This is a genomic window from Microvirga sp. 2TAF3, from assembly GCF_052114965.1.
Classification (GTDB): Bacteria; Pseudomonadota; Alphaproteobacteria; order Rhizobiales; family Beijerinckiaceae; genus Microvirga.
On the sequence record NZ_JBFRFT010000002.1, the window covers coordinates 193,459 to 217,460 of the forward strand.

At 62.4% G+C, this 24,002-nt stretch carries 24 protein-coding genes; 8 read left to right on the forward strand and 16 right to left on the reverse strand.

What is annotated here, in order from left to right:
- Positions 1-8: 8 nt before the first annotated feature.
- On the reverse strand, positions 9-680 hold the full coding sequence (locus tag AB4Y97_RS03335; protein ID WP_441997580.1) for a tetratricopeptide repeat protein: 672 nt from the start codon (positions 678-680) through the stop codon (positions 9-11).
- 103 nt (positions 681-783) lie between these two features.
- On the reverse strand, positions 784-1,377 hold the full coding sequence (locus AB4Y97_RS03340; RefSeq protein ID WP_441997581.1) for an NnrU family protein: 594 nt from the start codon (positions 1,375-1,377) through the stop codon (positions 784-786).
- A 309-nt stretch (positions 1,378-1,686) separates the two neighbouring features.
- On the opposite strand from AB4Y97_RS03340, the gene AB4Y97_RS03345 reads away from it, so the two are divergent.
- Both AB4Y97_RS03345 and AB4Y97_RS03350 read left to right on the forward strand, forming a co-directional pair.
- Positions 1,687-2,307, forward strand: coding sequence for a TRAP transporter small permease subunit (locus AB4Y97_RS03345; protein WP_441997582.1), 621 nt, complete (start codon positions 1,687-1,689; stop codon positions 2,305-2,307).
- 41 nt (positions 2,308-2,348) lie between these two features.
- Entirely contained in the window at positions 2,349-4,232 is a 1,884-nt protein-coding gene (locus AB4Y97_RS03350) for a TRAP transporter large permease (protein ID WP_441997583.1), read from the forward strand.
- A 281-nt stretch (positions 4,233-4,513) separates the two neighbouring features.
- Here AB4Y97_RS03350 and AB4Y97_RS03355 read toward each other — a convergent pair whose 3' ends face one another.
- A complete protein-coding gene (locus tag AB4Y97_RS03355) occupies positions 4,514-4,873 on the reverse strand; it encodes an ArsC family reductase (protein ID WP_441997584.1) in 360 nt (119 codons plus the stop codon).
- Between the two features lie 239 nt (positions 4,874-5,112).
- Between AB4Y97_RS03355 and AB4Y97_RS03360 the strand changes: the two genes are divergently transcribed.
- Entirely contained in the window at positions 5,113-5,784 is a 672-nt protein-coding gene (locus tag AB4Y97_RS03360; protein ID WP_441997585.1) for a hypothetical protein, read from the forward strand.
- Positions 5,785-6,251: 467 nt separating this feature from the next.
- Here AB4Y97_RS03360 and guaA read toward each other — a convergent pair whose 3' ends face one another.
- Both guaA and AB4Y97_RS03370 read right to left on the reverse strand, forming a co-directional pair.
- Positions 6,252-7,808, reverse strand: coding sequence for a glutamine-hydrolyzing GMP synthase (guaA, locus tag AB4Y97_RS03365; RefSeq protein ID WP_441997586.1), 1,557 nt, complete (start codon positions 7,806-7,808; stop codon positions 6,252-6,254).
- A 54-nt stretch (positions 7,809-7,862) separates the two neighbouring features.
- Entirely contained in the window at positions 7,863-9,161 is a 1,299-nt protein-coding gene (locus AB4Y97_RS03370) for an RsmB/NOP family class I SAM-dependent RNA methyltransferase (RefSeq protein ID WP_441997587.1), read from the reverse strand.
- Between the two features lie 123 nt (positions 9,162-9,284).
- On the opposite strand from AB4Y97_RS03370, the gene AB4Y97_RS03375 reads away from it, so the two are divergent.
- Entirely contained in the window at positions 9,285-9,437 is a 153-nt protein-coding gene (locus AB4Y97_RS03375; RefSeq protein WP_441997588.1) for a hypothetical protein, read from the forward strand.
- A 64-nt stretch (positions 9,438-9,501) separates the two neighbouring features.
- Here AB4Y97_RS03375 and AB4Y97_RS03380 read toward each other — a convergent pair whose 3' ends face one another.
- Together AB4Y97_RS03380 and guaB are read right to left on the reverse strand one after the other, a co-directional pair.
- The gene (locus AB4Y97_RS03380; RefSeq protein ID WP_441997589.1) at positions 9,502-9,933 is read right to left on the reverse strand and encodes an MAPEG family protein; all 432 of its coding nucleotides are present in this window, start codon (positions 9,931-9,933) and stop codon (positions 9,502-9,504) included.
- Between the two features lie 17 nt (positions 9,934-9,950).
- A complete protein-coding gene (guaB, locus tag AB4Y97_RS03385) occupies positions 9,951-11,441 on the reverse strand; it encodes an IMP dehydrogenase (RefSeq protein ID WP_441997590.1) in 1,491 nt (496 codons plus the stop codon).
- 289 nt (positions 11,442-11,730) lie between these two features.
- On the opposite strand from guaB, the gene AB4Y97_RS03390 reads away from it, so the two are divergent.
- Both AB4Y97_RS03390 and AB4Y97_RS03395 read left to right on the forward strand, forming a co-directional pair.
- Positions 11,731-13,167 carry a DHA2 family efflux MFS transporter permease subunit gene (locus AB4Y97_RS03390; RefSeq protein WP_441997591.1) on the forward strand — a complete coding sequence of 479 codons (1,437 nt, stop codon included), beginning with the start codon at positions 11,731-11,733 and terminating at the stop codon, positions 13,165-13,167.
- A gap of 41 nt (positions 13,168-13,208) precedes the next feature.
- A complete protein-coding gene (locus tag AB4Y97_RS03395; protein WP_441997592.1) occupies positions 13,209-14,063 on the forward strand; it encodes a dienelactone hydrolase family protein in 855 nt (284 codons plus the stop codon).
- 64 nt (positions 14,064-14,127) lie between these two features.
- Here the strand turns inward: AB4Y97_RS03395 and AB4Y97_RS03400 are convergent, their stop codons facing one another.
- From AB4Y97_RS03400 to efp, 6 genes are all read right to left on the reverse strand, one after another.
- Complete coding sequence (locus AB4Y97_RS03400) at positions 14,128-14,625, reverse strand: hypothetical protein (protein ID WP_441997593.1); 498 nt, start codon at positions 14,623-14,625, stop codon at positions 14,128-14,130.
- Between the two features lie 273 nt (positions 14,626-14,898).
- A complete protein-coding gene (locus tag AB4Y97_RS03405; protein ID WP_441997594.1) occupies positions 14,899-15,837 on the reverse strand; it encodes a Gfo/Idh/MocA family protein in 939 nt (312 codons plus the stop codon).
- Between the two features lie 42 nt (positions 15,838-15,879).
- The gene (locus tag AB4Y97_RS03410) at positions 15,880-16,581 is read right to left on the reverse strand and encodes an RlmE family RNA methyltransferase (RefSeq protein ID WP_441997595.1); all 702 of its coding nucleotides are present in this window, start codon (positions 16,579-16,581) and stop codon (positions 15,880-15,882) included.
- Positions 16,578-17,699 carry a Ppx/GppA phosphatase family protein gene (locus AB4Y97_RS03415; protein WP_441997596.1) on the reverse strand — a complete coding sequence of 374 codons (1,122 nt, stop codon included), beginning with the start codon at positions 17,697-17,699 and terminating at the stop codon, positions 16,578-16,580. The genes AB4Y97_RS03410 and AB4Y97_RS03415 overlap by 4 nt, the downstream gene beginning before the upstream one ends.
- Before the next feature lie 108 nt (positions 17,700-17,807).
- Positions 17,808-18,992, reverse strand: a complete 1,185-nt coding sequence (locus tag AB4Y97_RS03420) for an aminotransferase (protein WP_441997597.1) — start codon at positions 18,990-18,992, stop codon at positions 17,808-17,810.
- Between the two features lie 127 nt (positions 18,993-19,119).
- Positions 19,120-19,686 (reverse strand): elongation factor P, encoded by a 567-nt coding sequence (efp, locus tag AB4Y97_RS03425; protein WP_441997598.1) that lies wholly within the window; start codon positions 19,684-19,686, stop codon positions 19,120-19,122.
- A 164-nt stretch (positions 19,687-19,850) separates the two neighbouring features.
- On the opposite strand from efp, the gene epmA reads away from it, so the two are divergent.
- Together epmA and AB4Y97_RS03435 are read left to right on the forward strand one after the other, a co-directional pair.
- Positions 19,851-20,903, forward strand: a complete 1,053-nt coding sequence (gene epmA, locus AB4Y97_RS03430) for an EF-P lysine aminoacylase EpmA (protein WP_441997599.1) — start codon at positions 19,851-19,853, stop codon at positions 20,901-20,903.
- On the forward strand, positions 20,900-21,982 hold the full coding sequence (locus AB4Y97_RS03435) for a lysine-2,3-aminomutase-like protein (protein WP_441997600.1): 1,083 nt from the start codon (positions 20,900-20,902) through the stop codon (positions 21,980-21,982). Before epmA ends, AB4Y97_RS03435 begins: the two co-directional genes overlap by 4 nt.
- 108 nt (positions 21,983-22,090) lie before the next feature.
- Here the strand turns inward: AB4Y97_RS03435 and AB4Y97_RS03440 are convergent, their stop codons facing one another.
- Genes AB4Y97_RS03440 through AB4Y97_RS03450 form a run of 3 tightly spaced genes read right to left on the reverse strand, consistent with a single transcriptional unit; the run spans position 22,091 to position 23,799 of the window.
- Complete coding sequence (locus AB4Y97_RS03440) at positions 22,091-22,663, reverse strand: DUF899 family protein (protein ID WP_441997601.1); 573 nt, start codon at positions 22,661-22,663, stop codon at positions 22,091-22,093.
- 18 nt (positions 22,664-22,681) lie between these two features.
- Positions 22,682-23,389, reverse strand: a complete 708-nt coding sequence (locus AB4Y97_RS03445) for a DUF899 domain-containing protein (RefSeq protein ID WP_441997602.1) — start codon at positions 23,387-23,389, stop codon at positions 22,682-22,684.
- A 2-nt stretch (positions 23,390-23,391) separates the two neighbouring features.
- Positions 23,392-23,799 (reverse strand): ArsR/SmtB family transcription factor, encoded by a 408-nt coding sequence (locus AB4Y97_RS03450; protein ID WP_441997603.1) that lies wholly within the window; start codon positions 23,797-23,799, stop codon positions 23,392-23,394.
- Between the last annotated feature and the right edge of the window lie 203 nt (positions 23,800-24,002).

Here is a 24,002-nt window from a genome sequence, read left to right on the forward strand (position 1 = left end):
CTTCCTCTTTATTGGGTCACAGGGACGGGACCGCCCGCCACGAGCGCAGTATACACAGCAAGCCGCTGTTTCAGGGCAGGCGGCGTATCGCGATCGGCGGCGATCTGATCGAACCAGCGGCCGGCATAATCCATATCGCCGGCCTTAAGGCCGGAGAGGCCCAGAAGTTCCCGCGCGGAATGCCGCCAGGGATTGGCCGGAACGGCCAGCTTCTCGAGATCCGGACGAATCTTCGCCGGATCGTCCGCGTCGATCCGCAGCCAGGCGGCGCGAAGGCGCGCCAGATCCTGCCAGAGAGCACTCAGATTGCCGTCTTTCGCCAGGGCGTCATAGGCCGAGGCGCCGTTCTCAGAATTTTGGCGCCCCAATTCGGCGGCCAGGCGGAAACGGGCGAGAAGGCCGTAACTACTGTCGCCTTCCTTGGCGAGGACTTCCAGAGCCGCCTCGGATTCCTTGCTCTTCTCCTCGCGGGAGAGCTTCAAGGCATCTTCATAGCGAATGGCGTCGGCCTGCGAGCGGGTTTCCTGGGAATATTCCCAATAGCGCCAGCCGCCGACGGCGGCCACGACGAGAATCACGGCGCCAATGATGACACCGTTATAGCGCTTCCAGATCTGGGCGACCTGATCGCGGCGATATTCCTCGTCGACCTCGCGGATGAACTCGTCGTTCGGAGCCATTAGCATTCTGCGGCGAAAGCCGCCTCCTTCATCGAAGTTGGTCGCCTAGCACACCCCCCCGATGAAGGCGAGAGGCTGATCACGTCGCAGGCCGTTTCTCCGCTTAAACCCGCCCCGGAAGAACGGAAACGCCGATCAGGAGGGGATGAAGCCAGATCAGGAAGACGAGATAGGCCGCCGTGCCGATCACCACAGCAAGGGCATCGTTGCGGAAGTCGGACGGCGCGTTCGTCGGCGCACCGTGCTCGGCCGCCACGTCGCGGTTCTTGGCACTGATCCGGGCCAATACCGCCCAGACCAGGAACGACCCGAAAAGCAGAATGGAGCCGAGATCGCCATTGGCGATGAGATGGGCGAAGGCCCAGATCTTCACGCCTGCCAGCATGGGATGCTTCAGTCCCCGCTTGATCCGCCCCGGCAGATAGGCCGCTGTGACGGCGACGAAGGCGAACCAGACCAGGACAAGGGCCAGATGCCGCGTCCAGGTCGGCGGATCCCAGACCGGGATGTACCCGGCCTGCCGGTATCGGCCGAAACCGATGGCGATCAGGACGATGCCGGCAAGCGACAGGAGAGAATAGAGTCCCTTATAGGGTCCCTCCCCGATCTTCATGATGATCGCGGCCCGCGGATTTCGCGCCATGCTGAAGGCATGCGTACCAAGGAAAAGGATCAGGCCCAGGACCAGCAAAGTCACGATTTCGCTCCCTCAATCCCGCGAGATCATAGCAATCCGCGGGCCATGTCACTATCGGCGAGATGAAGACCAGAATAAAGTCCTCGAACATATGACTTCCCGCCCTCGGACCATGCTTTCATTGCTCGGCGGATGCCTTTCACAACCCATAACTTTCAAGAATGGGGACCCTTGTGACAAGAATGCGTAACGGATACTCACCTTAAGTCGAGTATGGTCAGGGTGCCCGGGCTCTAGCGGAGCGCTTTCAACTTCGATAGCTAACACCCTGACAAAGCTAACTGATGAGATGATCAGGGGAAGAAACGGATGACAGCACTCCTCAAGCTGTCCCGCGCGATCGATATCTTGAACGAGCGCATCGGGAAGACCGTAGCCTGGGCAATCGTGGTGGCCATCCTGGTCTCCGCGATCAACGCCATCATCCGGCGTGTGTTCGGGGTCTCCTCGAATGCGTGGCTCGAGCTGCAATGGTATCTCTTCGGTGGCGTGTTCATGCTCTGCTCCCCCTGGACGCTGAAGGCGAACGAGCACATCCGGATCGACATCATCTCGAACATGCTCTCGAAGCGGACGCGGGATCGGATCGACGTCTTCGGGCACCTCTTCTTCCTGTTGCCGTTCGTCGCCATCATGATCTGGCTGAGCATCCCCTATTTCTGGAAATCCTTCCTCTCGGGCGAAGTATCCTCGAATGCCGGCGGCCTTCTGATCTGGCCGGCGAAGGGGCTCATCCTCCTCGGGTTCATTTTCCTCGGCCTTCAATGGCTGAGCGAAATCATCAAGCGCATCGCCATCATCCGCGGCGATCTTGAGGATGAGGCTGTCCCAACCCACAGCGTGGAAGCTGAGGCGGAGCGCCTCCTGACCGAATTGGGCGACCCGAACACCACGACAGGCGGCGAACCTCCCGGCGACGTCATTCGCTGAGCCGATCCGCGCCTTGTCTTTATTTTCCGGAGTTTTCGTCCATGGCTGAGTTGATTGCCCAGAACCTCGCGCCGATCATGTTCGCGGCGCTCGTCATCTTTCTGCTCCTTGGCTACCCCGTCGCCTTCTCGCTGGCCGCCAACGGCCTTCTGTTCTTCTTCATCGCCGTCGAGCTCGCTCCGCTCGCGCCCCAGACCATCACTCTGTCCTGGCCTCTTCTCCAGGCACTTCCGGACCGCGTCTACGGCACCATGTCGAACGAGGTGCTGCTCGCCATCCCGTTCTTCACTTTCATGGGGCTGATCCTCGAACGATCGGGGATGGCGGAAGACCTGCTCGACACGATCGGGCAGCTCTTCGGACCCGTGCGCGGCGGCCTCGCCTATGCGGTCATCTTCGTCGGCGCGCTGCTCGCCGCTACGACAGGCGTCGTGGCCGCTTCAGTGATCTCGATGGGCCTGATTTCGCTACCCATCATGCTTCGCTACGGTTACGACCGGCGCCTGGCGTCGGGCGTCATCGCTGCATCCGGCACGCTGGCGCAGATCATCCCTCCCTCCCTCGTGCTCATCGTCATGGCCGACCAGCTCGGCCGCTCGGTGGGCGACATGTATGAAGGCGCGTTTCTTCCGGGCCTGATCCTGTCGGGCCTTTATGCCAGCTACGTGCTCCTGATCTCGGTCATCAACCCGAAGGCTGCGCCGGGCCTCCCGCTGGAAGCGATCGGCTTCCGCGAACCCAATGGCGGACGCGGCGTCTGGCAGCTCGGCATTCTCGTGTTGTTCTCCGGGCTCGTCGGCTACTACGTCCTGTCGCAGACCAACACCAAGGCCGGCGCGGATTTCGTGATCCTCACGATTTGCATCGCGACGGTCGTCGCTCTGATCTGCGCTTTTATGAACAGGATGCTCGGCGCCAAGCGCGTCGTCATCTCCGCCGTGCTGACCGCTGTTCTGCTCGGCCTCTATGTCTATCTGCATCAGCATGGCGACGGGGCCCGGGCGCTGGCAATGGAAATGGTCGCCGCCGGAGCGATCTACGCTCTTGTCGTCGGCATCGTCGAACGCTTCACCGGATTCCGGCTTATGTCGCGTATGGCGGAACAGGTCACCTTCGTCATGGTGCCTCCGCTCCTGCTGATATTCCTGGTGCTCGGCACCATCTTCATCGGCCTCGCTACTCCGACGGAAGGCGGTGCGATGGGTGCGCTCGGCTCGCTCATCCTGGCGGCGATCAAGCGCAGGCTCGATAACAACCCCAACCGCTTCAACCTCACCCTCGTCCGACAGGCGACGGAAGCAACCGCGAAGCTTTCTGCCTTCGTGCTCTTCATCCTGATCGGCGCGCGTGTGTTCTCACTCACTTTCTATGGGGTCAACGGGCATATCTGGGTCGAGCATCTGCTGACATCGTTGCCCGGCGGTCAGGCCGGCTTCCTGGTCTTCGTCAACATCCTGGTCTTCCTGCTGGCCTTCTTTCTCGACTTCTTCGAGCTGGCCTTCATCATCATCCCGCTCCTGGGACCAGCGGCGGAGAAGCTCGGTATCGACCTGATTTGGTTCGGCGTCATGCTGGGCGTGAACATGCAGACGTCGTTCATGCACCCGCCCTTCGGCTTCTCGCTCTTCTTCCTCCGGTCCGTAGCCCCGAAGGTGCCTTATATCGATCGCGTCACGGGCAAGAAGATGGAGCCGATCACCACGGGCCAAATCTATTGGGGCGCAATTCCCTTCGTCGTGATCCAGCTCATCATGGTCGCGATCGTCGTGATCTTCCCGCAGATCGTGATGCACTACAAAGGCACCGGTGCGAAAGTCGATCCGGCCGCCGTGCAGAAGAAGCTCGACGAGCTGCTCGTGCCCGGCCTCCCCGGAGGCGGCAGCCTGCCGGATCTGAACTTCAACGAGCCGCCGAAGATCCAGTAAGGCAATGGCACGACAGACGAAAAAGGCGGGCTTGAACGGCCCGCCTTTTCTTTTGGGTCAAGGAGCTCCGCTCTCTCTTCGGTAACGCTCCCGCTGTCATCCCTGCGAAGGCGGGCTTCACAACCACGACACGAAGAAAAACGCTGTGGTCCACGCGCCGCATTCTGCACCGCCGGCGCCTATGGATCCCGGGTTCCGCTGACGCACCTCGGGAAGACTGGGGATGCAAACGAAAATGCCCGGCGCAAGGCCGGGCATGACGTGAACAGCAAGGGAAGATTCTACGGAACCGCCTCCTCGTATTGCTCCGCCTTGAAGCCGACGATGAGGCGGCCGTCGAGGTCGAGCACCGGGCGCTTGATCATGGAAGGCTGGTCGAGCATGAGCGCGAGAGCCTTTCGCTCGTCGAGACCGGCCTTGTCGGCCTCCGCGAGCTTGCGGAAAGTGGTTCCGGCACGGTTGAGAAGCGCCTCCCAACCAACGGCACGAGCCCATGTTTCAAGCCGTGCCTGATCGATACCCTGGGCCTTGTAGTCGTGGAACGTGTAGCCGACGCCATTGGCATCGAGCCAAGCGCGCGCCTTCTTCATCGTGTCGCAATTCTTGATGCCGTAGAGCGTAACGGCCCGCTTGGACGTCATCTCCCCTCATTCCCACTCAATTGTTTCTTGCGAGAAAAAGCTCAAGTTATGCAACACTTAAAGATGCCTGTGGATACGATACCATGAGTTATGCCATGGCATGAGTACGCCTTCTAAGGCCTTCCAGGCAGGCGTAATGCAGATCAATAACTTTTTTAATCATCACAATTCGATGCTTGGCGGCAAGCCCATCTCCAGTGTAATAACGTTTAATCTGTATCACAGGGAAATCTCCGCCATTGCTGACGATACTTGCGGTACTTGCTCTACTGGCCCTACTGCTGGTTTGGCTTGCTATATTCCTTCTACGCTTCACCTACAGGCTTTGGCGAAAGCCTCAGCCGGGCAGAGCCGTCAGGCGAACGATCATCGCCATAGTTAGCCTGCTTCTAGTGGGTGTTCCTTATATTCTTGTCCAACATTACGAACATCAATTTCTGCTCGCCCGCGTTCCCACGCCGCTTGAAGTCGCTTCTGTGGAATATCAACTCGAGGAATCGTGGGGTGTAGGTTTCATGCCCGGCGACAACGAGACGGGTTTTGTCGTCTACCGTCTCAGCGATGCAAGCGCAGAATGGGCGCGCAATCAGGGGAGCCGGCTCGGAGATATGCTCCCGGGCAGCGCATCTAAATGGCATCCGACGCCTGTTGGAAACGCCGGCGACTACAAATGGCATCCCTATGACCATGACCCGCAGATGATGTCAGCCAATCGAGCTGAGCAACATCCCCCTACGATTGCTGAGTATCTTGAGAAATATGGCTTCGCGATACCTATTGAAAAAGGGCGCGACGCAGACGCCGACCAATCAATCCAATCGGAGGGTTCGTTCTATTCATACGGTCGAGGCGGAAGCGTCACAATCATAGACCCTATCAGAGGGAAAGTTTACTTCGCATACGCTGGATAGCGCCAACGTCTAATCGTGCGTTTGAGACGTGCGCCGAGCTTCCGCCTACTGATGCGGCCACATCATCAATGTAAGCAAAGCTCAAAAATCGTCCTAAGCACCTACAGGGCCTGGGCTATTCCAGTTTTCCTCAGGAATACAGATTCGCCTCGATACCATGAACAAAAACGACGCGAAAAACCGGCTTAACCTGTTGAGTCTAAAGACATTGCTCTGCTGCGATACCATGATGTTAATACTTTAATGGCCTATGGTGTCGGAGCATGCCTGATGAATAGCTGAGTCCCGTACCCTCAGAAGTACCAAGAAAAACTCGCGCTTCTTCGAGTTTTACTGGGTTTTAGTTTCACGCTTCACCATCATAAATCTAACGTCTTCGACAAGAAAAAGCCAACGAAACCGTGGGCTTAGCTCTTAATACATGCTTCGATAACGAGGCTTCCTAAGCATTTTTAGGAATATTAACCTCATTCCCACTCGATGGTGCCGGGCGGCTTCGAGGTGATGTCGTAGGTGACGCGGTTGATGCCCTTGACCTCGTTGATGATGCGGGTCGCGACATTGCCGAGGAAGGACATCTCGAAGGGGTAGAAATCCGCCGTCATGCCGTCGACCGAGGTCACGGCGCGCAGCGCGCAGACATGATCGTAGGTGCGCCCGTCACCCATGACGCCGACCGTCTTCACCGGCAGCAACACGGCGAAGGCCTGCCAGATCTTATCGTAGAGGCCGGCCTTGCGGATCTCGTCGAGATAGATCGCATCGGCCTTGCGCAGGATTTCGAGCTTCTCGCGGGTGATCGTGCCGGGGACGCGGATGGCGAGGCCGGGGCCTGGGAAGGGGTGGCGGCCGACGAAGGCCTCGGGCAGGCCGAGCTCGCGGCCGAGCACCCTCACCTCGTCCTTGAACAATTCGCGCAGGGGCTCGACGAGCTTCATCTTCATGCGCTCAGGCAGGCCGCCCACATTGTGGTGGCTCTTGATGGTAACGGACGGCCCGCCGGTGAAGGACACGCTCTCGATCACGTCCGGATAGAGCGTTCCCTGCGCCAGGAAATCGGCTCCGCCGATCTTCTTGGCCTCCTCGTCGAACACATCGATGAAGAGCTTGCCGATGGTCTTGCGCTTGACCTCCGGATCCGACACGCCCTCCAGCGCGCCGATGAACAGGTCCTGCGCCTGAACGTGAACGAGCGGGATGTTGTAGGAATCGCGGAACAGGCGGACGACCCAGTCGGCCTCGCCCGCGCGCAGCAGGCCGTGATCGACGAACACGCAGGTGAGCTGATCGCCGATGGCCTCGTGAATCAGGACAGCGGCCACCGCCGAGTCGACGCCGCCCGACAGGCCGCAGATCACCCGGCCCGTGCCGACCTGGGCGCGGATGCGCTCGATCGCCTCCTCGCGGAAGGCCTTCATGGTCCAGTCGCCCTGGCAGCCGGCGATGTCGCGCACGAAGTTGCGGATCAGGAGTTCGCCCTGGGGCGTATGGACCACCTCCGGATGGAACTGCACCGCGTAAAACTTGCGATCCTCGTCGGCCGTGATGGCAAAGGGCGCATTGGGTGATGACGCGAGAGGCTCGAACCCTTCGGGCAGCTTCGTGACACGGTCGCCATGGCTCATCCAAACCGGGTACTTTTTCCCGACCTGCCAGACACCCTGATAGAGCGGGCTCTCCGTCAGAACCTCGATCTCGGCCCGGCCGAATTCCGAATGATGGCCGCCCTCGACCTCGCCGCCGAGCTGCGCCGCCATGGTCTGCTGGCCGTAGCAGATGCCGAAGACCGGAACGCCGGAATCGAAGAGCTCCTGAGGGGCGCGGGGCGAGGCATCCGTCGTCACCGATTCAGGCCCGCCCGAGAGGATCACGCCCTTCGGCTTCATCTCCCGGAAAGCCTCGGCGGCCTTCTGGAACGGTACGACCTCCGAATAGACCCCGTCTTCGCGCACCCTGCGCGCGATGAGCTGGGTCACCTGGGAGCCAAAATCGACGATGAGGATCTTGTCGTGGGTCTGGGTCATGGGGAGGTCTTATGGCCTTGGAGACTGGGACGGCAAAAGAAACATGGCGCTCACTTATGGATTCCGGGCGAGAACGGCAACGTAGAAGCCGTCCGTTCCGGTCCTGAGCGGTGTGAATTGAAGTCCGTGAGCGGTCGGACGCAGGGAGCTTTCAAGGGCTGCGAAACCCGCGCTTTCGAGAACCTTGGTGACCGGCACCAGCTGAAACCCACGGCTGCGCTCGAGGAAGGCGGAGACCGCATCATCGTTCTCTTCCGGCAGGATCGAGCAGGTGATGTAGACGATCCGGCCACCGGGCTTCACGAGTTTCCCGGCCCGGTCCAGCACCGCCGCCTGTTCCTTGCGTCTCACGTCCAGGCTGCCAGGGCGCAAGCGCCATTTGGCATCCGGGTTGCGCCGCCATGTGCCGATTCCGGTGCAGGGCGCGTCCACGAGAACGCAATCGACCTTGCCGTCGAGATCGGGTATCGCGTCAGCGCCGCCGCGCGGGGTGCGGACCTGGACATTGCGGGCCCCTGCCCTCGTCAAGCGGTCATGGATCGGCGCGAGGCGTCGGGCATCCGCGTCGGTGGCGTAGATCTGGCCGTGGTTTTCCATCATGGCGGCGAGCGCCAATGTCTTGCCGCCACCGCCCGCGCAGAGATCGACCACCTGCTCACCCGGCTTCGCCCCCGAGAGCAGAGCCGCGAGCTGCGAACCTTCGTCCTGTATCTCGATCCAGCCCTTGATGAATTCCGGTTCCGACTGAACCGCGGGACCGCGCCCATCCTCGCCGGGGGCGATGCGCAGCCCCAGGGGCGAGAGTGGAGTCTCGACGGCTCCGAGATGCGGCAGGGCATCGTGCGCCTCGTCGCGGGAGGAGACCTTCAGGGTGTTCACCCGCAAATCGAGCGGCGCGCGGGAGGTAAGCGCCTGCATTTCCGCTACGAGGTCATCGCCGAAGAGGCGCTGCAAGGGGGGCTCGATCCAGTCCGGAAAATCACCGGCGACCGGAGCCGGAGCACCGTCGAGAGCTGCGGCGCTGAGCCTGTCGCGCTCGGAATCCGTCAGAGGCTGCGGCGCGAAACGCTCGCCGGAGAACAGGTTCGCGATCGCAGCCGCATCGAGCCCGCGCTGAAGCTTCAGCATGCCGAGCATGACGGCGCGGGGCGTACTTTCCCCCATGATCCAGCCCGCCGATGCCCTGCGGCGCAGGGCGTCATAGACGAGGCTTGCGATCGCCGCCCGGTCCTTCGAACCCGCAAAGCGGTGGGACAGTCCCCAATCCTTGAGCGCGTCGGTCGCTGGGCGTCGGCGCACCTCGATATCGCTGAGAACCTCGATTGCGGCCGAGATGCGGGCGGCTGGTGTCATAGGAAAACAACGCTCCAAGGAGTAAGAAAATTTGCCACAATATTGCTAAGCTTCGACCGCAATCCGACTCGAATGAAAACGAGCGGGTGCATGTCGCACACTGCCTTCTTGGAGCTTTTGTCTATGTCGATCAAACTGACTCGCATCCTTGCCGTCGGTCTTACCCTTGCCATCGCCGCCTGCGCCACCACGCCTCCGCCCGCCGCGGATCTCACCCCGCCGCCGCGCAAGGCCTATGATGCCAAGACGCAGCTTGAGAGCGGGCGAAAGTACTGAAAACGATGGCGGGATGGACCAAAGCCCATCCCGCCCACATGATTTATGCCGCCCACGGGCCGGATCAGAGTCCGACCTCAGACGAGAAGATCCGCAAGGCGAAGATGATCCACATCAGCATCAGGATCAGCGCGCCGACTAGAAACGCCGTGAAACGCTGCGACACCCGGTTTGACGTGATGAAGATCCCCGCATGGACGAGGCGGGCCACCACGAAGAGCCAGGACATCACGACGAAGATCAGGTCAGCCTTCTTCGTGATGAGCGCCAGGGCCACGATGGCATAAAACAGCACCGGCAGCTCGAACTGGTTGTGGTAGGCGTTCGCGTTCTGCTGCACCCGCGCCGGCCAGTTGCGCTCCCCCAGCGCGATATCCCTGATCTTCACGTCGCCGCTCCGAATGGTCGCGATCCGCGACCGCCCCATCAGGAACAGCAGGAAGCAGGTCAAGCCCACCTGGACGAAGACCGGAAGAAGAACGGCGGTGATGCTCATGGACGCCCCTTTAAGGCTCAGCTGCGGGTCGGATAATTAGGGCTTTCCCGCGTGATCGTCACGTCATGGACATGGCTCTCGCGCAGGCCCGCATTGGTAATGCGGATGAACTGGGCCTTCTCGCGGAATTCCGGCAGCGTCCTGGCGCCCACATAGCCCATGGAGGCGCGAAGGCCGCCCGCGAGCTGGTGCAACACGGCCGAGACGGGCCCCTTATAGGCGACCTGCCCCTCGACGCCTTCCGGCACGAGCTTGAGCGTGTCGCGCACTTCCGCCTGGAAATAGCGGTCCGCCGAGCCGCGGGCCATGGCGCCGACGGAGCCCATGCCGCGATAGGACTTGTAGGAGCGGCCCTGATAGAGAAACACCTCGCCGGGGGTCTCGTCCGTACCGGCGAGAAGCGAGCCGACCATGGCGGTGGAGGCGCCAGCCGCGAGGGCCTTGGCGAGATCGCCCGAGACCTTGATGCCGCCATCGGCGATGACCGGGATGCCGGCTGCGGATGCCGCTTCGACAGCCTCCATGATGGCGGTGAGCTGGGGCACGCCGACGCCTGCGACGATGCGGGTAGTGCAGATGGAACCGGGGCCGATGCCGACCTTCACCGCGTCCGCGCCCGCATCGATGAGGGCCTGGGCCCCTTCCCGCGTCGCCACGTTGCCCGCGATGACCTGCACGGCGTTGGAGAGTTTCTTCACGCGGCTCACGCTATCGAGCACGCGCACCGAATGGCCATGGGCCGTATCGACCACGATCACATCGACGCCCGCATCGATCAGGCGCTCGGAGCGCTCGAATCCCTGCTCGCCCGTCGTCGTGGCGGCGGCGACGCGCAGGCGGCCCTGCTCGTCCTTGGCCGCATGCGGATGGGCGACCTGCTTCTCGATGTCCTTCACCGTGATCAGGCCGATGCAGCGGTAATGATCGTCGACCACCAGAAGCTTCTCGATGCGGAACTGGTGGAGGAGACGGCGCGCCTCGTCCTGATTCACGCCCTCACGGACGGTGATCAGGCGGTCCTTCGTCATCAGCTCGGAAACGGGCTGGGCCGGGTTGTTGGCGAAGCGCACGTCCCGGTTGGTGAGGATGCCGACAAGCTTGCCCTTGGACCCACCAGGTCCGCGCTCGACCACCGGAATGCCGGAGATGCCGTGGTGCTTCATCATGGCCAGGGCATCGGCCAAGGTCTCGTCCGGATGGATGGTGATCGGGTTCATCACCATCCCCGATTCGTAACGCTTCACGAGACGGACCTGCTCGGCCTGGGCCTCGGGTTCGAGATTGCGGTGGATAACGCCGATGCCGCCGGCCTGGGCCATGGCGATGCCCATGCGCCCCTCCGTCACCGTGTCCATGGCCGAGGCGATGATCGGGAGATTGAGGCGGATGGATTGGGTCAGCTGCGTCCCGACATCGACTTCGCCCGGCAGGACCTCGGAGCGGCCGGGCCTGAGCAAGACGTCGTCGAAAGTCAGGCCCTCGATGAGACGATCGGCGATTGAAGCCATAGCCAACTCCTTGAATATGTGATGAGGCCGAGCTTTGCAGCGGCGTTGAGTTGGCGAGGGTCCGTAGCATGGGCCGGTGCTTTCGCAAAGCGGTAAAACCCTGTGCGGCAAGAAGATCTGCCGTGCCATAGCGCATCGTGCGGAAAAGTGGACGCGGTTTTCCGCGCCCAACGATGCGCTCATTCAAGGAGAGAGCATCGGACTGATCCCAAAAGTGGGGACCACTTTTGGGCCCGAGGCTCTAGAATCACTTTGCAAGGCCGCGGCTTGGCGCTAAGTCCCAAAAGTCATGCGCCAATCCCGCCTTCTGCCTCTCATCATCGCGACAGCCCTCTTCATGGAGAACACGGATTCCACCGTGATCGCGACATCTCTGCCGATGATCGCGCAGGATATCGGTGAGGACCCCATCGCGCTCAAGCTGGCCCTGACCTCCTATCTCGTCGGCCTCGCCATCTTCATCCCGATCTCGGGCTGGATGGCGGACAAGTTCGGATCGAAGACGATTTTCCGGGCGGCGATCGGCGTTTTCATGGTGGGGTCGCTCGCCTGCGCGGCGGCGGGGTCCCTCGAAGGCTTCGTGTTCGCCCGCTTCATCCAGGGCATGGGCGGCGCCATGATGGTGCCGGTGGGACGCCTCGTCCTCCTGCGGAGCGTGCCCCGCCACGAGGTCGTGCAGGCCCTGGCGACCCTGACGATCCCGGCCCTCATCGGCCCCATCGCGGGGCCTCCCTTGGGCGGCTTCATCACCACCTATTTCAACTGGCGCTGGATCTTCTTCATCAATATCCCCATCGGAATTCTGGGGATCATTCTGGCTACGATCTACATCCCCAATATCAAGGAAGAGCATACGCCGCCCTTCGATTTCGTCGGCTTCCTGCTCGCGGGTACCGGCTTTGCCCTGCTGATGCTCGGCTTCGCCTCGGGCGGGCGCCATCTCATTCCGGCGGAAATCTCGGTCGGCTGCGTCGTGATCGGCGCGATCAGCGTGGTCCTGTTCATCCTGCACGCCCGGCGGACGCCGCATCCGGTTCTGCAGCTCGGCCTCCTGAAAATCCCGACCTTTCGCATCAGCGTCACCGGCGGCTCGTTCTTCCGGATCGGCGTGGGCGCCATTCCCTTCCTGCTACCGCTGATGTTCCAGATCGGATTCGGCCTATCTCCCCTCGCCTCGGGATCGCTCACCTTCATCGCGGCGGTCGGCGCGCTCTTCATGAAGACCATGGCGAAGCGCATTCTCGAGCTTGTCGGCTTCCGGCGTCTTTTGACGGTCAACGCGGTCATCGGAGCCTCCTTCATCGCCGCGAACGGGTTCTTCACGCCGTCGACACCCCATTGGCTGATCATGATCATTCTTCTGATCGGCGGGTGCTTCCGCTCGCTCCAGTTCACGAGCCTCAACGCCATCGCCTATGCCGATGTCTCGAACCGCGACATGAGCTCGGCCACGAGCCTATCGAGCGTGGCGCAGCAGCTCGCGCTGAGCGTCGGCGTGGCTCTCGGGGCCTTCGCGCTCGAAACCGCGTCCCAGTTCCACGGCTCGCCGACAATCACGGCGAAGGATTTCGGGCCGGCCTTCTGGATCGTGGCCGTGATCGCCGCTTTTTCCACCTTCGCATTCACGCGCCTGCCACCCGATGCCGGGGCGGAAATGTCCGGCCACCGTGCCTTGAAGCGTCAGACGCCCTCGACCGGCATGGGCGACGGGATGGAAGCGCCCTGAGATTGCGCTATGTTTGGGCCCTCGAAAATCGGGAGGCCTCCTTGGATCAGCGCATTATCGACCTCTATGACGATTTCACCCATGGCGGTATGAGCCGCCGGAGCTTCATCGACCGTCTGGCGGCCTTGGCCGGCAGCACGGCCGCCGCCACGGCTCTGATGACGGTTCTTCAGAACAACTACGCCCAGGCCCAGACGGTGCAGGAAAACGATCCGCGCATCACCACGGAAACGGTCGACATTCCGGGCGTGCCCGGCCTCAAGGGCTACCTTGCCAAGCCGAAGACCGGCGACAAGCTTCCGACCGTTCTCGTCATTCACGAGAACCGGGGCCTCAACCCGCATATCAAGGACGTGACCCGCCGCATGGCCACCGAGGGCTTCATTGCGCTCGGCCTCGACTACCTCTCTCCCATGGGCGGCACCCCGGACGACGAGGATAAGGGTCGCGACATGATCGGCCAGCTGAAGCAGCCGGACGTGGTCGCCTATGGAAAGGCGGCGGTGGCTTATCTGAAGAGTCTGTCGGGCGGGAACGGCAAGGTCGGCGCGGTCGGCTTCTGCTGGGGCGGCGGCGCGGTGAACAGCCTCGCGGTCGCGGAGCCGAACCTGTCGGCGGGCGTCGCCTATTACGGCGGACAGCCGAAAGCCGAGGACGTGCCGAAGATCCACGCGGCCATGCTGCTCCATTATGCGGGCCTGGACGACCGTATCAACGCCGGCATCCCGGCCTATGAAGAGGCCCTGAAGAAATCCGGTAAGACCTTTGAAATCTATATCTACGACGGTGCCAACCACGCCTTCAACAACGACACCAATGCAGCCCGCTACGACAAGGACGCGGCCACGCTCGCTTGGGGCCGCACAGTAGCCTTCCTCAAGAAAAACTTGGCCTGAGGCAAGTTCACGAACGTTCGGCCGCGCGGCTCATGACACGCCGCACGGCCGAACGGCGTTTCGATCAGCCCTTGAGACGGGCGTTGCACTGCGAATAGTAGCCGCCGCCCTTCTCGATCCATTTCAAGCCGCCATTGCCGGTCCCGCCCGCTTGCTTATTGGCGTTGTATTGGTCGAGGCAGGTATGCATCCGGGCTTTTCCGGCGGATTCGCTCGTGTATTTCGACGAAACGGCTGACGGGAACGTCGCATTGCCCCTCACCATCGGAGCCGAGGGCTGTGCCGTTGCCGCATTGGGGAGTTTTTGAGGCGCGGCTGTCGATCCTGTCGTTGCCGGCGCGGCTGAGGGAGCCACGGCAGGAGCGGCGGATGCCGTCGATCCGCATTGCGCCTTACGGAAATCGTTCCACTTCATCGTGCCGAGCGTTCCGGATGTCTGGGCCGCCTTATACTTGGCGCTGCATTCCTTCATCGTCAGGGCGGATGCCGGGGAGGAAAGCGTCAGGGCGGCCAATCCCGTGGCGCAGGTCAGAATGGCAGATAGGACAAGATGCCGTTGCATGGTCGAACCTCTCTCAAGTTCGCACTCGTCAAATCCTGGCGGAAGGCTGCGCCGCAAGGACGGCGGCGGCAATTGGGTCGGAGGCCCGCGAATAGCCGCAGCACTCTCGATTCCTTCGCAGCAAGCGAGTGCGTAAACTATGCCAAACCGGCGGGAAATGTTCCCTCTCTGCGTGCTTTTGCCTAGAGTTGCCTCCACTCGCACGTGGAAACAGCTCCAGCTTTATTGCCGCATTTTCTACGACGAACCGGATCCACTTCGTCGGAAAATGCTCTAATCCGCAAATGGCTCCACCTGCACTCGCCGCCCGACCATGAAGGCATCGGCCACGAGGCGGAACGGGGCCTCGTCGATCTCCGAGCGGCCTTCCGTCAGCAACGTGTCGAACTGCCTGTAGATCGCCGGATATTCATCGGGCTTCTCGTCCACGACGATCTCACCGTCGATTTCGAGCCGGCAGCCGCCCTGGGAGAGCTTCAGGATAGGACCGCCCTCGGGCTCCACCTCGATATCCCAGGTCTGCGGACCCGTCTGGCGCCAGTCGAAGACGGCCTTGAGATCGGCTCCCCCCTCTCCGTTCGTGAAGCGAAGGTCGGCGGCGATTGGCGCGTCTCGGTTCGAGGGGAATTGCAGCTCGGACTGCTGGATGAAGACCGGCTCCGGCATGATCCGGGTCACGATCGAAAGCGCGTTGATGCCGGGGTCGAAGACCCCGAAGCCGCCCGGCTGCCAGATCCATTGCTGGCCCGGATGCCAATGCCGTACATCCTCCTTCCAGGTCACCAGCATGCGCCTGACGGTCCGGCCTATAAGGGTGTTCCGGGCCATCTCGACGCCCCGGTTGTATTGCGCATGCCAGGTGGTGAAGAGAACTCTGCGCATTTCCGCCGCGATCTGCCGCAAATCCTCCAGCTCGCTCAACGTCGCGGCGGGCGGTTTTTCCAGAAGGGCGCTTTTTCCGGCGATCAGCACATCGCGGGCAATGTCGTGGCGCACCTGGGGCGGCGTGCAGATCGCAACCGCTTGCAAATCCGGCACGCTCGTCAGCATCTCGCGGTAATCGCGAAAGATGTGCTTGATCCCGTTGGGGGCCAGCCCGCGCTGACTCGCAACCGCAATCAGCTCGAAATTCGGATTGGCCCGGATGGCCGGAAAATGCTGGTCCTGCGCGATCTTGCCGAAACCGATGATCCCGATCCTGTGCGCTGCCATGCGCCCTGCCCCCTTTGCGACACCAGGGCATGGCGGCGCATGTCAGGATGACGGCGCTTCGCCTGCCGTACCCCGAAAACCGGTTGCCATCACATAGAGTTCCGCCGAGTCCGCCCGGCTTGCCGCCGGTTTGACGTGGCGTACTACCGAAAAGTCACGTTTGAGGTCGGCCAGGAGCTGGCTCTCGGTGCCGCCCTGGAAAACCTTCGCGATGAAGGCACCGCCCGGCGCCAGGATCTCGCGGGCGAAATAGATGGCGGCCTCAGCGAGCCCCATGATGCGCAGGTGATCGGTCTTCTTGTGACCGGTGGTGTTGGCGGCCATGTCGGACATGACGACATCCGCCGGCCCGCCCAGCATCTCGATGAGCTTGCCCGGAGCGCTTTCATCGAGGAAGTCGAGCTGGATGAACTCGACTCCCGGCAGGGGATCGATCGGCAGAAGGTCGATGCCGACGACCTTGCCCTTCGGTCCGACCTTGCGGGCCGCGATCTGCGACCAGCCGCCGGGCGCAGCACCGAGATCGACCACGCGCTGGCCGGATTTCAGCACATGAAACTTCTCGTCGATCTCAAGCAGCTTGAACGCCGCGCGCGAGCGATAGCCTTCACGCTTGGCGCGCGCCACATAGGGATCGTTGAGCTGCCTCTCGAGCCATTTCTGGGACGAGAGCGTGCGCTTATGCGCCGTCTTCACCCGCTGCTTGAGGTTGCGGGTTCCGGAGCCGGATTTGCTGGTGCTCACCGATGCCCCCCTCGCCACACGCTGTCTTCACGCATCATGTTCATCAAAATTCCTTCGCGGAGCCCGCGATCGGCGATGCGCAGGCGATCCGAGGGGAACGCCCGACGGATCGCTTCCAGGATCGCGCAGCCCGCCAGCACCAGATCGGCGCGCTCCTTGCCGATGCAAGGGTTGGCGGCACGCTCGTCGAAATCCGAGTTCAACAATCGCTCGACCACGGCGGAGATGTCCTCGCCGTGCATCCACATCCCGTCGACCCGGCGGCGGTCGTAGCGTGCCAGACCTAGATGAATTCCCCCAACGGTCGTGACCGTGCCGGAGGTACCCAGAAGATGGAAACTCGGCGCCCGCCCGGCCTCGGCGGCGACAAGGGAAAAATCGAGCAGAAGCTCCGACACTTCCTCGACCATGCCCTCGAAGGTCTCGCGGGCCACATGGACGCCGCCATGGCGCTCGGCCAGGGTCACGACCCCGACGGGGAGCGAATCCCAGGCCCGGATCCGCTTGCAGGGATCGGCGAACATATGCGGCGCAAGACCGTCGAGCCAGGCAATCTCGGTCGAGCCGCCCCCGATATCGAACACGATCACGGATTGCGCCTGCGGGTCGACGAGGGAGGCGCAGCCGGTAACGGCGAGATAAGCCTCGGTCTTGCGGTCGACGACTTCGAGTTCGAGTTCAAGATCGCTGCGCACGCGCTCGATGAAAGCTTGGCCGTTGGCGGCAAGGCGGCACGCCTCCGTGGCGACGAGGCGGGCGCGCAGGACGTCCTTGGCTGCCATCTTGTCCCGGCAGACGCGAAGGGCGTCGATCGTCCGCTCGATGGCGTCCTCGCTCAGGTGATTGCCGAAACCGAGGCCCTCGCCCAAGCGCACGATTCGGGAAAAGGCGTCGATCACGCGAAAGCCGAAATGCGCCGGCTCGGCGATCAGCAGGCGGCAATTATTGGTGCCGAGATCGAGCGCCGCGTAGCTGCGCGCCGAACGGCGCCGCCCGCTTTGCCGCCTCGCTGCCTCATCGGAGCGATCCGCGCGACAGGGCGAGCCCGCATCGGATCCCGCGAGCGGAATCGATCGGCCCTCCTCTGCTTCGGCAATCGCATCGTACTTAACAGTCAAAACGATATCCCTGGCATCGGAATGGATGCCTGTTTGGAACCGAGAGTACCAACCGCCCCATGCTTCTGCCAAGGGCGGGCGAGAAGTTTTGGGGTGAGCGCCGGGGGCTCAGAGCGAGAGACCGCGCAGGCGCTCCGTCAGGCCGGCCAGCACATCGGCTCCCACATTGGCGAAAGCCACCCGCAGATGTCCTTCCTGCCCCGGCCCGAAATAGCTTCCCGGCAGGCACAGGACGCCGCGCTCGGTGGCGAGCCTCTCCGCAACCGCCTGAGCGGACTTTTCCGGGAATGGGTGGCTGAGATAGGCGAAATAGGCGCCGACGGATTCGATGCGCCACTCCGGAAGAGGCGCAAGTGCCTGCCGGAACACTTCAGCGCGCCGGTTGATCTCGGCGCGGTTTTCCTCGCGCCAGTCGCGCAAGGAATCAATGGCCCAAGGCAGGACCGCCTGCGCGGTCCGGGGTGCGCAGATCTGGATGCAGTCGAGAATCTTGGCGACCTGCTCGATCAGCCCGGCATCCGCCGTGATCGCGCCCATGCGGTGCCCGGGAATCGCATAGGATTTCGAGAACGAATAGAGCTGGATCACCGGCCCGCGCCACTCCTCGGACGTGAAAAGACCGTGAGCCCGGTTCACGCCCTTTGGCAGGAAATCCCGATAAGTCTCGTCAATGACGAGATGAATCCCACGCCTGCGGCAGAGTTCCGCAAAGCCTTCGATCACGTGTGCCGGATAGACCGCGCCGGTCGGGTTGTTGGGCGTGACGAGAACGATGGCCTTCACTTTCTCATCGATCAGCGCCTCGGCATCCTCGATGCGCGGAACGAATCCAGCCTCCGGACGGCAGGGCAGAGGACGCGGCTCGATGCCCAGCATGTCGAGGCTCATCTGGTGGTTGAAATACCACGGCGTCGGCAGAAGAACCGCGTCGCCATGGCGGGCGAGCAGCATCATCGTGGCGAAGAAAGCGAGATTACAGCCCGCGGTGACCGCCGTATCCCCGGGCTCGATCCGGCCCTCGTAGATGCGGGACAGCTCGGTGGCGTAAGCCTGCCTCAGACCCGCATCGCCATTGATCGGGCCATATTGCGCGCCGGAGGCCGAACCGGCCGTGGCGGCGAGCCGCTCGAGCATGCCGGCGTGGGGCGCATTGCCCGGCACGGCCTGAGACAGGTTGATGAGCGGGCCGAAGGCGCCATCGTAACGCTTCGTCCAGCTCTGCGCTTCGGGAATAGGCGGGCTTCCGACATCCGCGACGAGGGGATTGATGGAGTTCGGGACGCCGCTCGCCATGGAATCGTTCAGCCTTGAAAAAGAGGAAGGATGGGAGTTCCGGCAAAGGTTCACCGAAACGTCCCATCCTTCAAGATCGAATCCCTGACGAAAACGTCAGGATGCAAGACTCGAAGCGAAGAACTGCTTAGTCCTTCGCACGCTCCACGTAGGAACCGTCTTCCGTCATGATGACGACGCGGGTGCCGGCCTGGATATGCGGGGGCACCAGGGTGCGTACGCCGTTCGAGAGCATCGCGGGCTTGTAGGAGGACGAGGCCGTCTGGCCCTTCACGACCGGCTCGGTCTCGGTGATCTCGAGCGTCACGCGGGCGGGCAGTTCGATGGCGATCGGCACGCCGTTATGGGTCGAGAGCATCACGGCCATGCCTTCCTGAAGATAGGGCTTCTGGTCGCCGATGATATCCAGCGGCACGGCCACCTGATCGTAGGTTTCCGGGTTCATGAAATGGAAGCCCTCGCCGTCCTCGTAGAGGAAGGTGTGCTCACGGTCCTCCACGAAGGCGCGCTCGACCTGCTCGGTGGTGCGGTAGCGCTCGGACACCTTCACGCCATCCGAAATACGGCGCATGTCGAGCTGGGTGACAGGCGTACCCTTGCCGGGGTGGATGTTCTGGGCGGTGAGAACCACATAGAGCCGGCCGTCCATATCGACGACATTGCCTTTGCGGAGCGTAGAGGCGATGACCTTCACGGGAAGCTTTCCTTGTGACAAATAGGGCGCGTCGTGAGGGTCGGGCCGTCCAGCCCCCGGAGACGCTCAAAAAACGTTTTCGATGCCGCACTAGCCTATCTTCGCGCAAATCGCCAGCCTGACCGCATAAAACCCCGGTTAACCCTTTGGAACGGAAAGCAGCCATGCCCGCCCCCTCCCCCTGGTGGACGCCGCATGTCCATGCCGACCGCCGCCCGTTTCTCCTGAGCCGCAATCGAATCCAGGCATCCTTGCGGGAGTTCTTCGCGGAACGGGATTTCGTCGAGGTCGATACCGCCACGCTTCAGGTCTCGCCCGGCAACGAGGCGCATCTCCATGCCTTCGCCACCGAAGCGGTCGGGATGGGCGGCGACAAGACGCCGCTTTACCTGCACACGTCCCCGGAATTCGCCTGCAAGAAACTCCTGGCGGCGGGCGAGAGGCGTATTGCCTGCTTCGCCCATGTCTACCGCAACCGCGAGCGCGGCCCCCTGCACCACCCGGAATTCACGATGCTGGAATGGTATCGCGTCGGGGAATCCTATGAGGCCCTGATGCGGGATTCCGCCAAGATCCTTGGACTTGCGGCGGAAAAAGCCGAAACCGGCACCCTCACCTTCCGCGGCAGCGAGGTCGATCCCTTCAAGGAGCCGGAACGGCTGAGCGTCGCGGAAGCGTTCGAGCGTTTCGCGGGCATCGACCTCCTTGCCTCCATCGACCGGACGGGTGCGACGGATCGGGGGCATCTGGCCTCGTCCTTGAAGCAGGCGGGCATGCGGGTGGCCGAGGACGATACGTGGTCCGATCTCTTCAGCCGCGTCATCGTCGAGCGGGTAGAGCCCCATCTCGGCCATGGACGCGCCACGATCCTGGACGAATACCCCGTCGCGGAGGCGGCCCTCGCCCGCCCGACGGCCCGCGATCCGCGCGTGGCGGAACGGTTCGAGCTCTATGCCTGCGGCGTCGAATTGGCCAATGCCTTCGGCGAATTGACCGACACAGTGGAGCAGCGCCGTCGGTTCGAGGGAGAAATGACGGAGAAGATGCGGGTTTACGGCGAAAGCTATCCTGTGGATGAAGACTTCCTGGCGGCTCTCGCCCTCATGCCGGAGGCAAGTGGCATTGCGCTCGGCTTCGACCGCCTCGTGATGCTGGCGACGGGTGCTTCCCGCATCGATCAGGTCCTGTGGGCTCCGGTCCCGGAGGCGGCCCGATGACAGCCGCCCGCGTGCTCAAGACCCCCAAGGATCTGGCCGAGGCCGGTCTCGTCGAGGCCGAGCACCTTGGCGATATCGGCCGCGTGGCGGAGCGCTACGCCATCGCGATCACCCCCGCCATGGCCGCATTGATCGACCGGAACGACCCGAACGATCCGATTGCCCGCCAGTTTGTGCCCGATGCGGCGGAACTCGTCACGACTCGGCAAGAACGCGACGATCCCATCGGCGATCTCGCGCACAGCCCGGTCGAGGGCATCGTCCATCGCTATCCCGACCGGGTCCTGCTCAAGGCGGTCCATGTCTGCCCGGTCTATTGCCGCTTCTGCTTCCGGCGCGAGATGGTGGGGCCGCAGGGCCTCGGCACTCTCTCGCCCGAGGCCATGGACAAGGCTTTCGCCTATATCGCCGACCATCCCGAAATCTGGGAGGTGATCCTGACCGGCGGCGATCCACTGGTCCTCTCCCCGCGCCGCCTCGCCGAGATCATGGAGCGGATGGCGAAGATCGAGCACGTAAAGATTGTCCGCTTTCACACCCGCATTCCCGTGGTCGAGCCGGACCGGATCGATGCGTGGCTGATTGCGGCGCTGAAAGCGAGCGGCAAGACCACTTATGTAGCGCTCCACGCCAACCATCCGCGCGAATTGACCGACGCGGCGCGCGCGGCCTGCGCCCGTCTCGTCGATGCGGGCATCGTCATGCTCAGCCAGACCGTGCTTCTGCGGGGAATCAACGACGACCCGGAAACATTGGCGGTGCTCATGCGTGCCTTCGTGGAGGCACGGATCAAGCCTTACTATCTCCACCACCCTGACCTTGCCCCCGGCACGAGCCATTTCCGTCTGTCGATCGAGGAAGGTCAGGCGCTCGTAGCAGGCCTGCGCGGGCGGATCTCCGGCCTGTGTCAGCCGACCTATATCCTCGACATCCCGGGAGGCCACGGCAAAGCCGTCATTGGGACAAGCGCCATCAGGGGTGACGGTAAAGGGAGCTATTCCATCTCCGATTTCAAGGGCCGGGATCACATCTATCCGCCGGAAGGCTTGGCCGATGAAGCCGGAATCCCAACAGCCTGATTCCTCCGAACGTCCGCACAGGATGGACGCCAGGCCTTTCGAACGAGTGCGTTCCCCTTCCGTGCAACGGCACCTCGGCCGGTGCCGTTGCCACTCTTTAATTCTCGCTCAGCTCGCATAGCTGAATTTCGGCAGCCACCCTGCCTTGCCTTCCGGAATGAGATCGAAGAGGTGCCAGACGCTGCAGAAATCGTCCCCATGCGCAAACCCCGTATCGGCCACCCGCAAAATCTTGCCACCCTTGCGCCTGAAGACCGAAACGCCCGGCATCGCGCGGCCATTCGGGCGATATCCCATGTCTTCGGCAAATGTCGTGCCCTGGTTCGAGATCATGGGAAATTTCCAGCCACGACCGGCCGCGAAGCTCTGCTGACGCTCGGGGGCATCCGGCGACGACACCACGAAGGCGGCACGGTCGCGCAAATGCTCGTACACGCCGTTGAAGCCGTCAGCCCACATCGTGCAACTTGCACAACCGGTGCCCATGTTGTGGATGACGAGCAGCGTGTCCTTGTCGCCGAACAAGGATGACATTCGCGCCCTGCCCCGTGCCGTCGCGAATTCATAATCCTCGACCTCCTCGGGCTCGATCGAAGCCTGAGTGTTCCGCATTTTCTCGCGAATATCGGCGATCTGGCTTCGATACCCGGCCAGCTTCTCGGCGGCGTCCCTGTACTTCATCGCTCATCCTGCCTTTGTTCAAATGCCATACTGGTCGCGAAGGGCCACCCAGGCCATCGGATAGGGTAGATCCGCCTCGTCGCGCCCCTTGGGCACGAGATCGAGGTAGTGATAGGCGGTGTTCATCATGTCGATGCCGCGCCGGTAGCAGGAATAGGTGTGGAAGACCTGCCCGTCGGTATCCTTGAAGAATACGCTGATCCCCGGCAGGTCCGACATGTTCGCCTTGTTCTGCGCATAGTTGTCGATGGCCTTGCCGCTGGCGAGGTCCTCCGGCCTGAAGGATGCATTGTAGTCGTAGCTGAAATCGCTGCCGGAAGACGACAGCCATTTGAAGCTCCACCCCTGACGCCCTGCGAACTCCTGAAGCTTCGATACCGGCGCGCGCGAGACGGCGACGAGAGTCACGTCGCGCTGGTTGAGATGCGGCACGATGCCGTTGAAGTTGTCGGCCCAGAACGAGCAGCTTTTGCAGCCCGCCTGCCACTCGGGAGCGAACATGAAATGGTAGACGACGAGCTGGGAACGCCCTTCGAACAGCTCGGCAAGCGTCTGTTTCCCTGCGGAACCGTCGAACACGTAGTCCTTGGTCACGCGTGTCCAAGGCAGATCGCGGCGCGCCTGGCTGAGCTCGTCCCGCAGCCTCGTGAATTCCTTTTCCTTGGCGAGGAGCTGCCTGCGCTGCTCCATCCATTGTTCGGGCGTGACGACTTGATGATGGGTCATGCTCATTTCTCCGATCGTGGCTTGACCGTTTGCTTTCTTCCGCGGGCAGACGACGTCCCTGCCCGCTTGCCGCGACTTGCCTTCTCCGCCTTTGCGGAATTCTCCCGCTCGATTTCCTCCAGCGTGACCGCCAGCAGATCGAACTGAGCTTGCCAGTATTTGCTGTAGCGATTGAGCCAGATGGCGGCGCTGTAGATCGGCCCGGCATCGAGCCGGCAACGGCTGATACGGCCCGTGCGCTCCTGAGTGACCAATCCGGCACGGACCAGAACTTGGATGTGGCGCGAGACGGCCTGCAACGAGATATCGAAATGCGCAGCAACCTCCGAAACGAGCAGATCGTGTCCATCGAGCCGGTCGAGAATTTCGCGCCGCACCGGGTCCGAGAGCGCGGCAAAAACCAAGTCCAATGCCTGCTCTTCGTCATCGGCGGATGACGCTTGCCCGACGACACGAAGTTGCGACGGATTACCCATGTGGATGCGACCATCATTCAACAGATTCGTTGATAATCAACCATATCGTTGACTATCGGTCAAGCGGCCTGAGACAATCGGCGGCGTGCGCGGTCGTGCGCCAAGTGGCAAAAGGGGAAACGAGCGATTTCCGATAG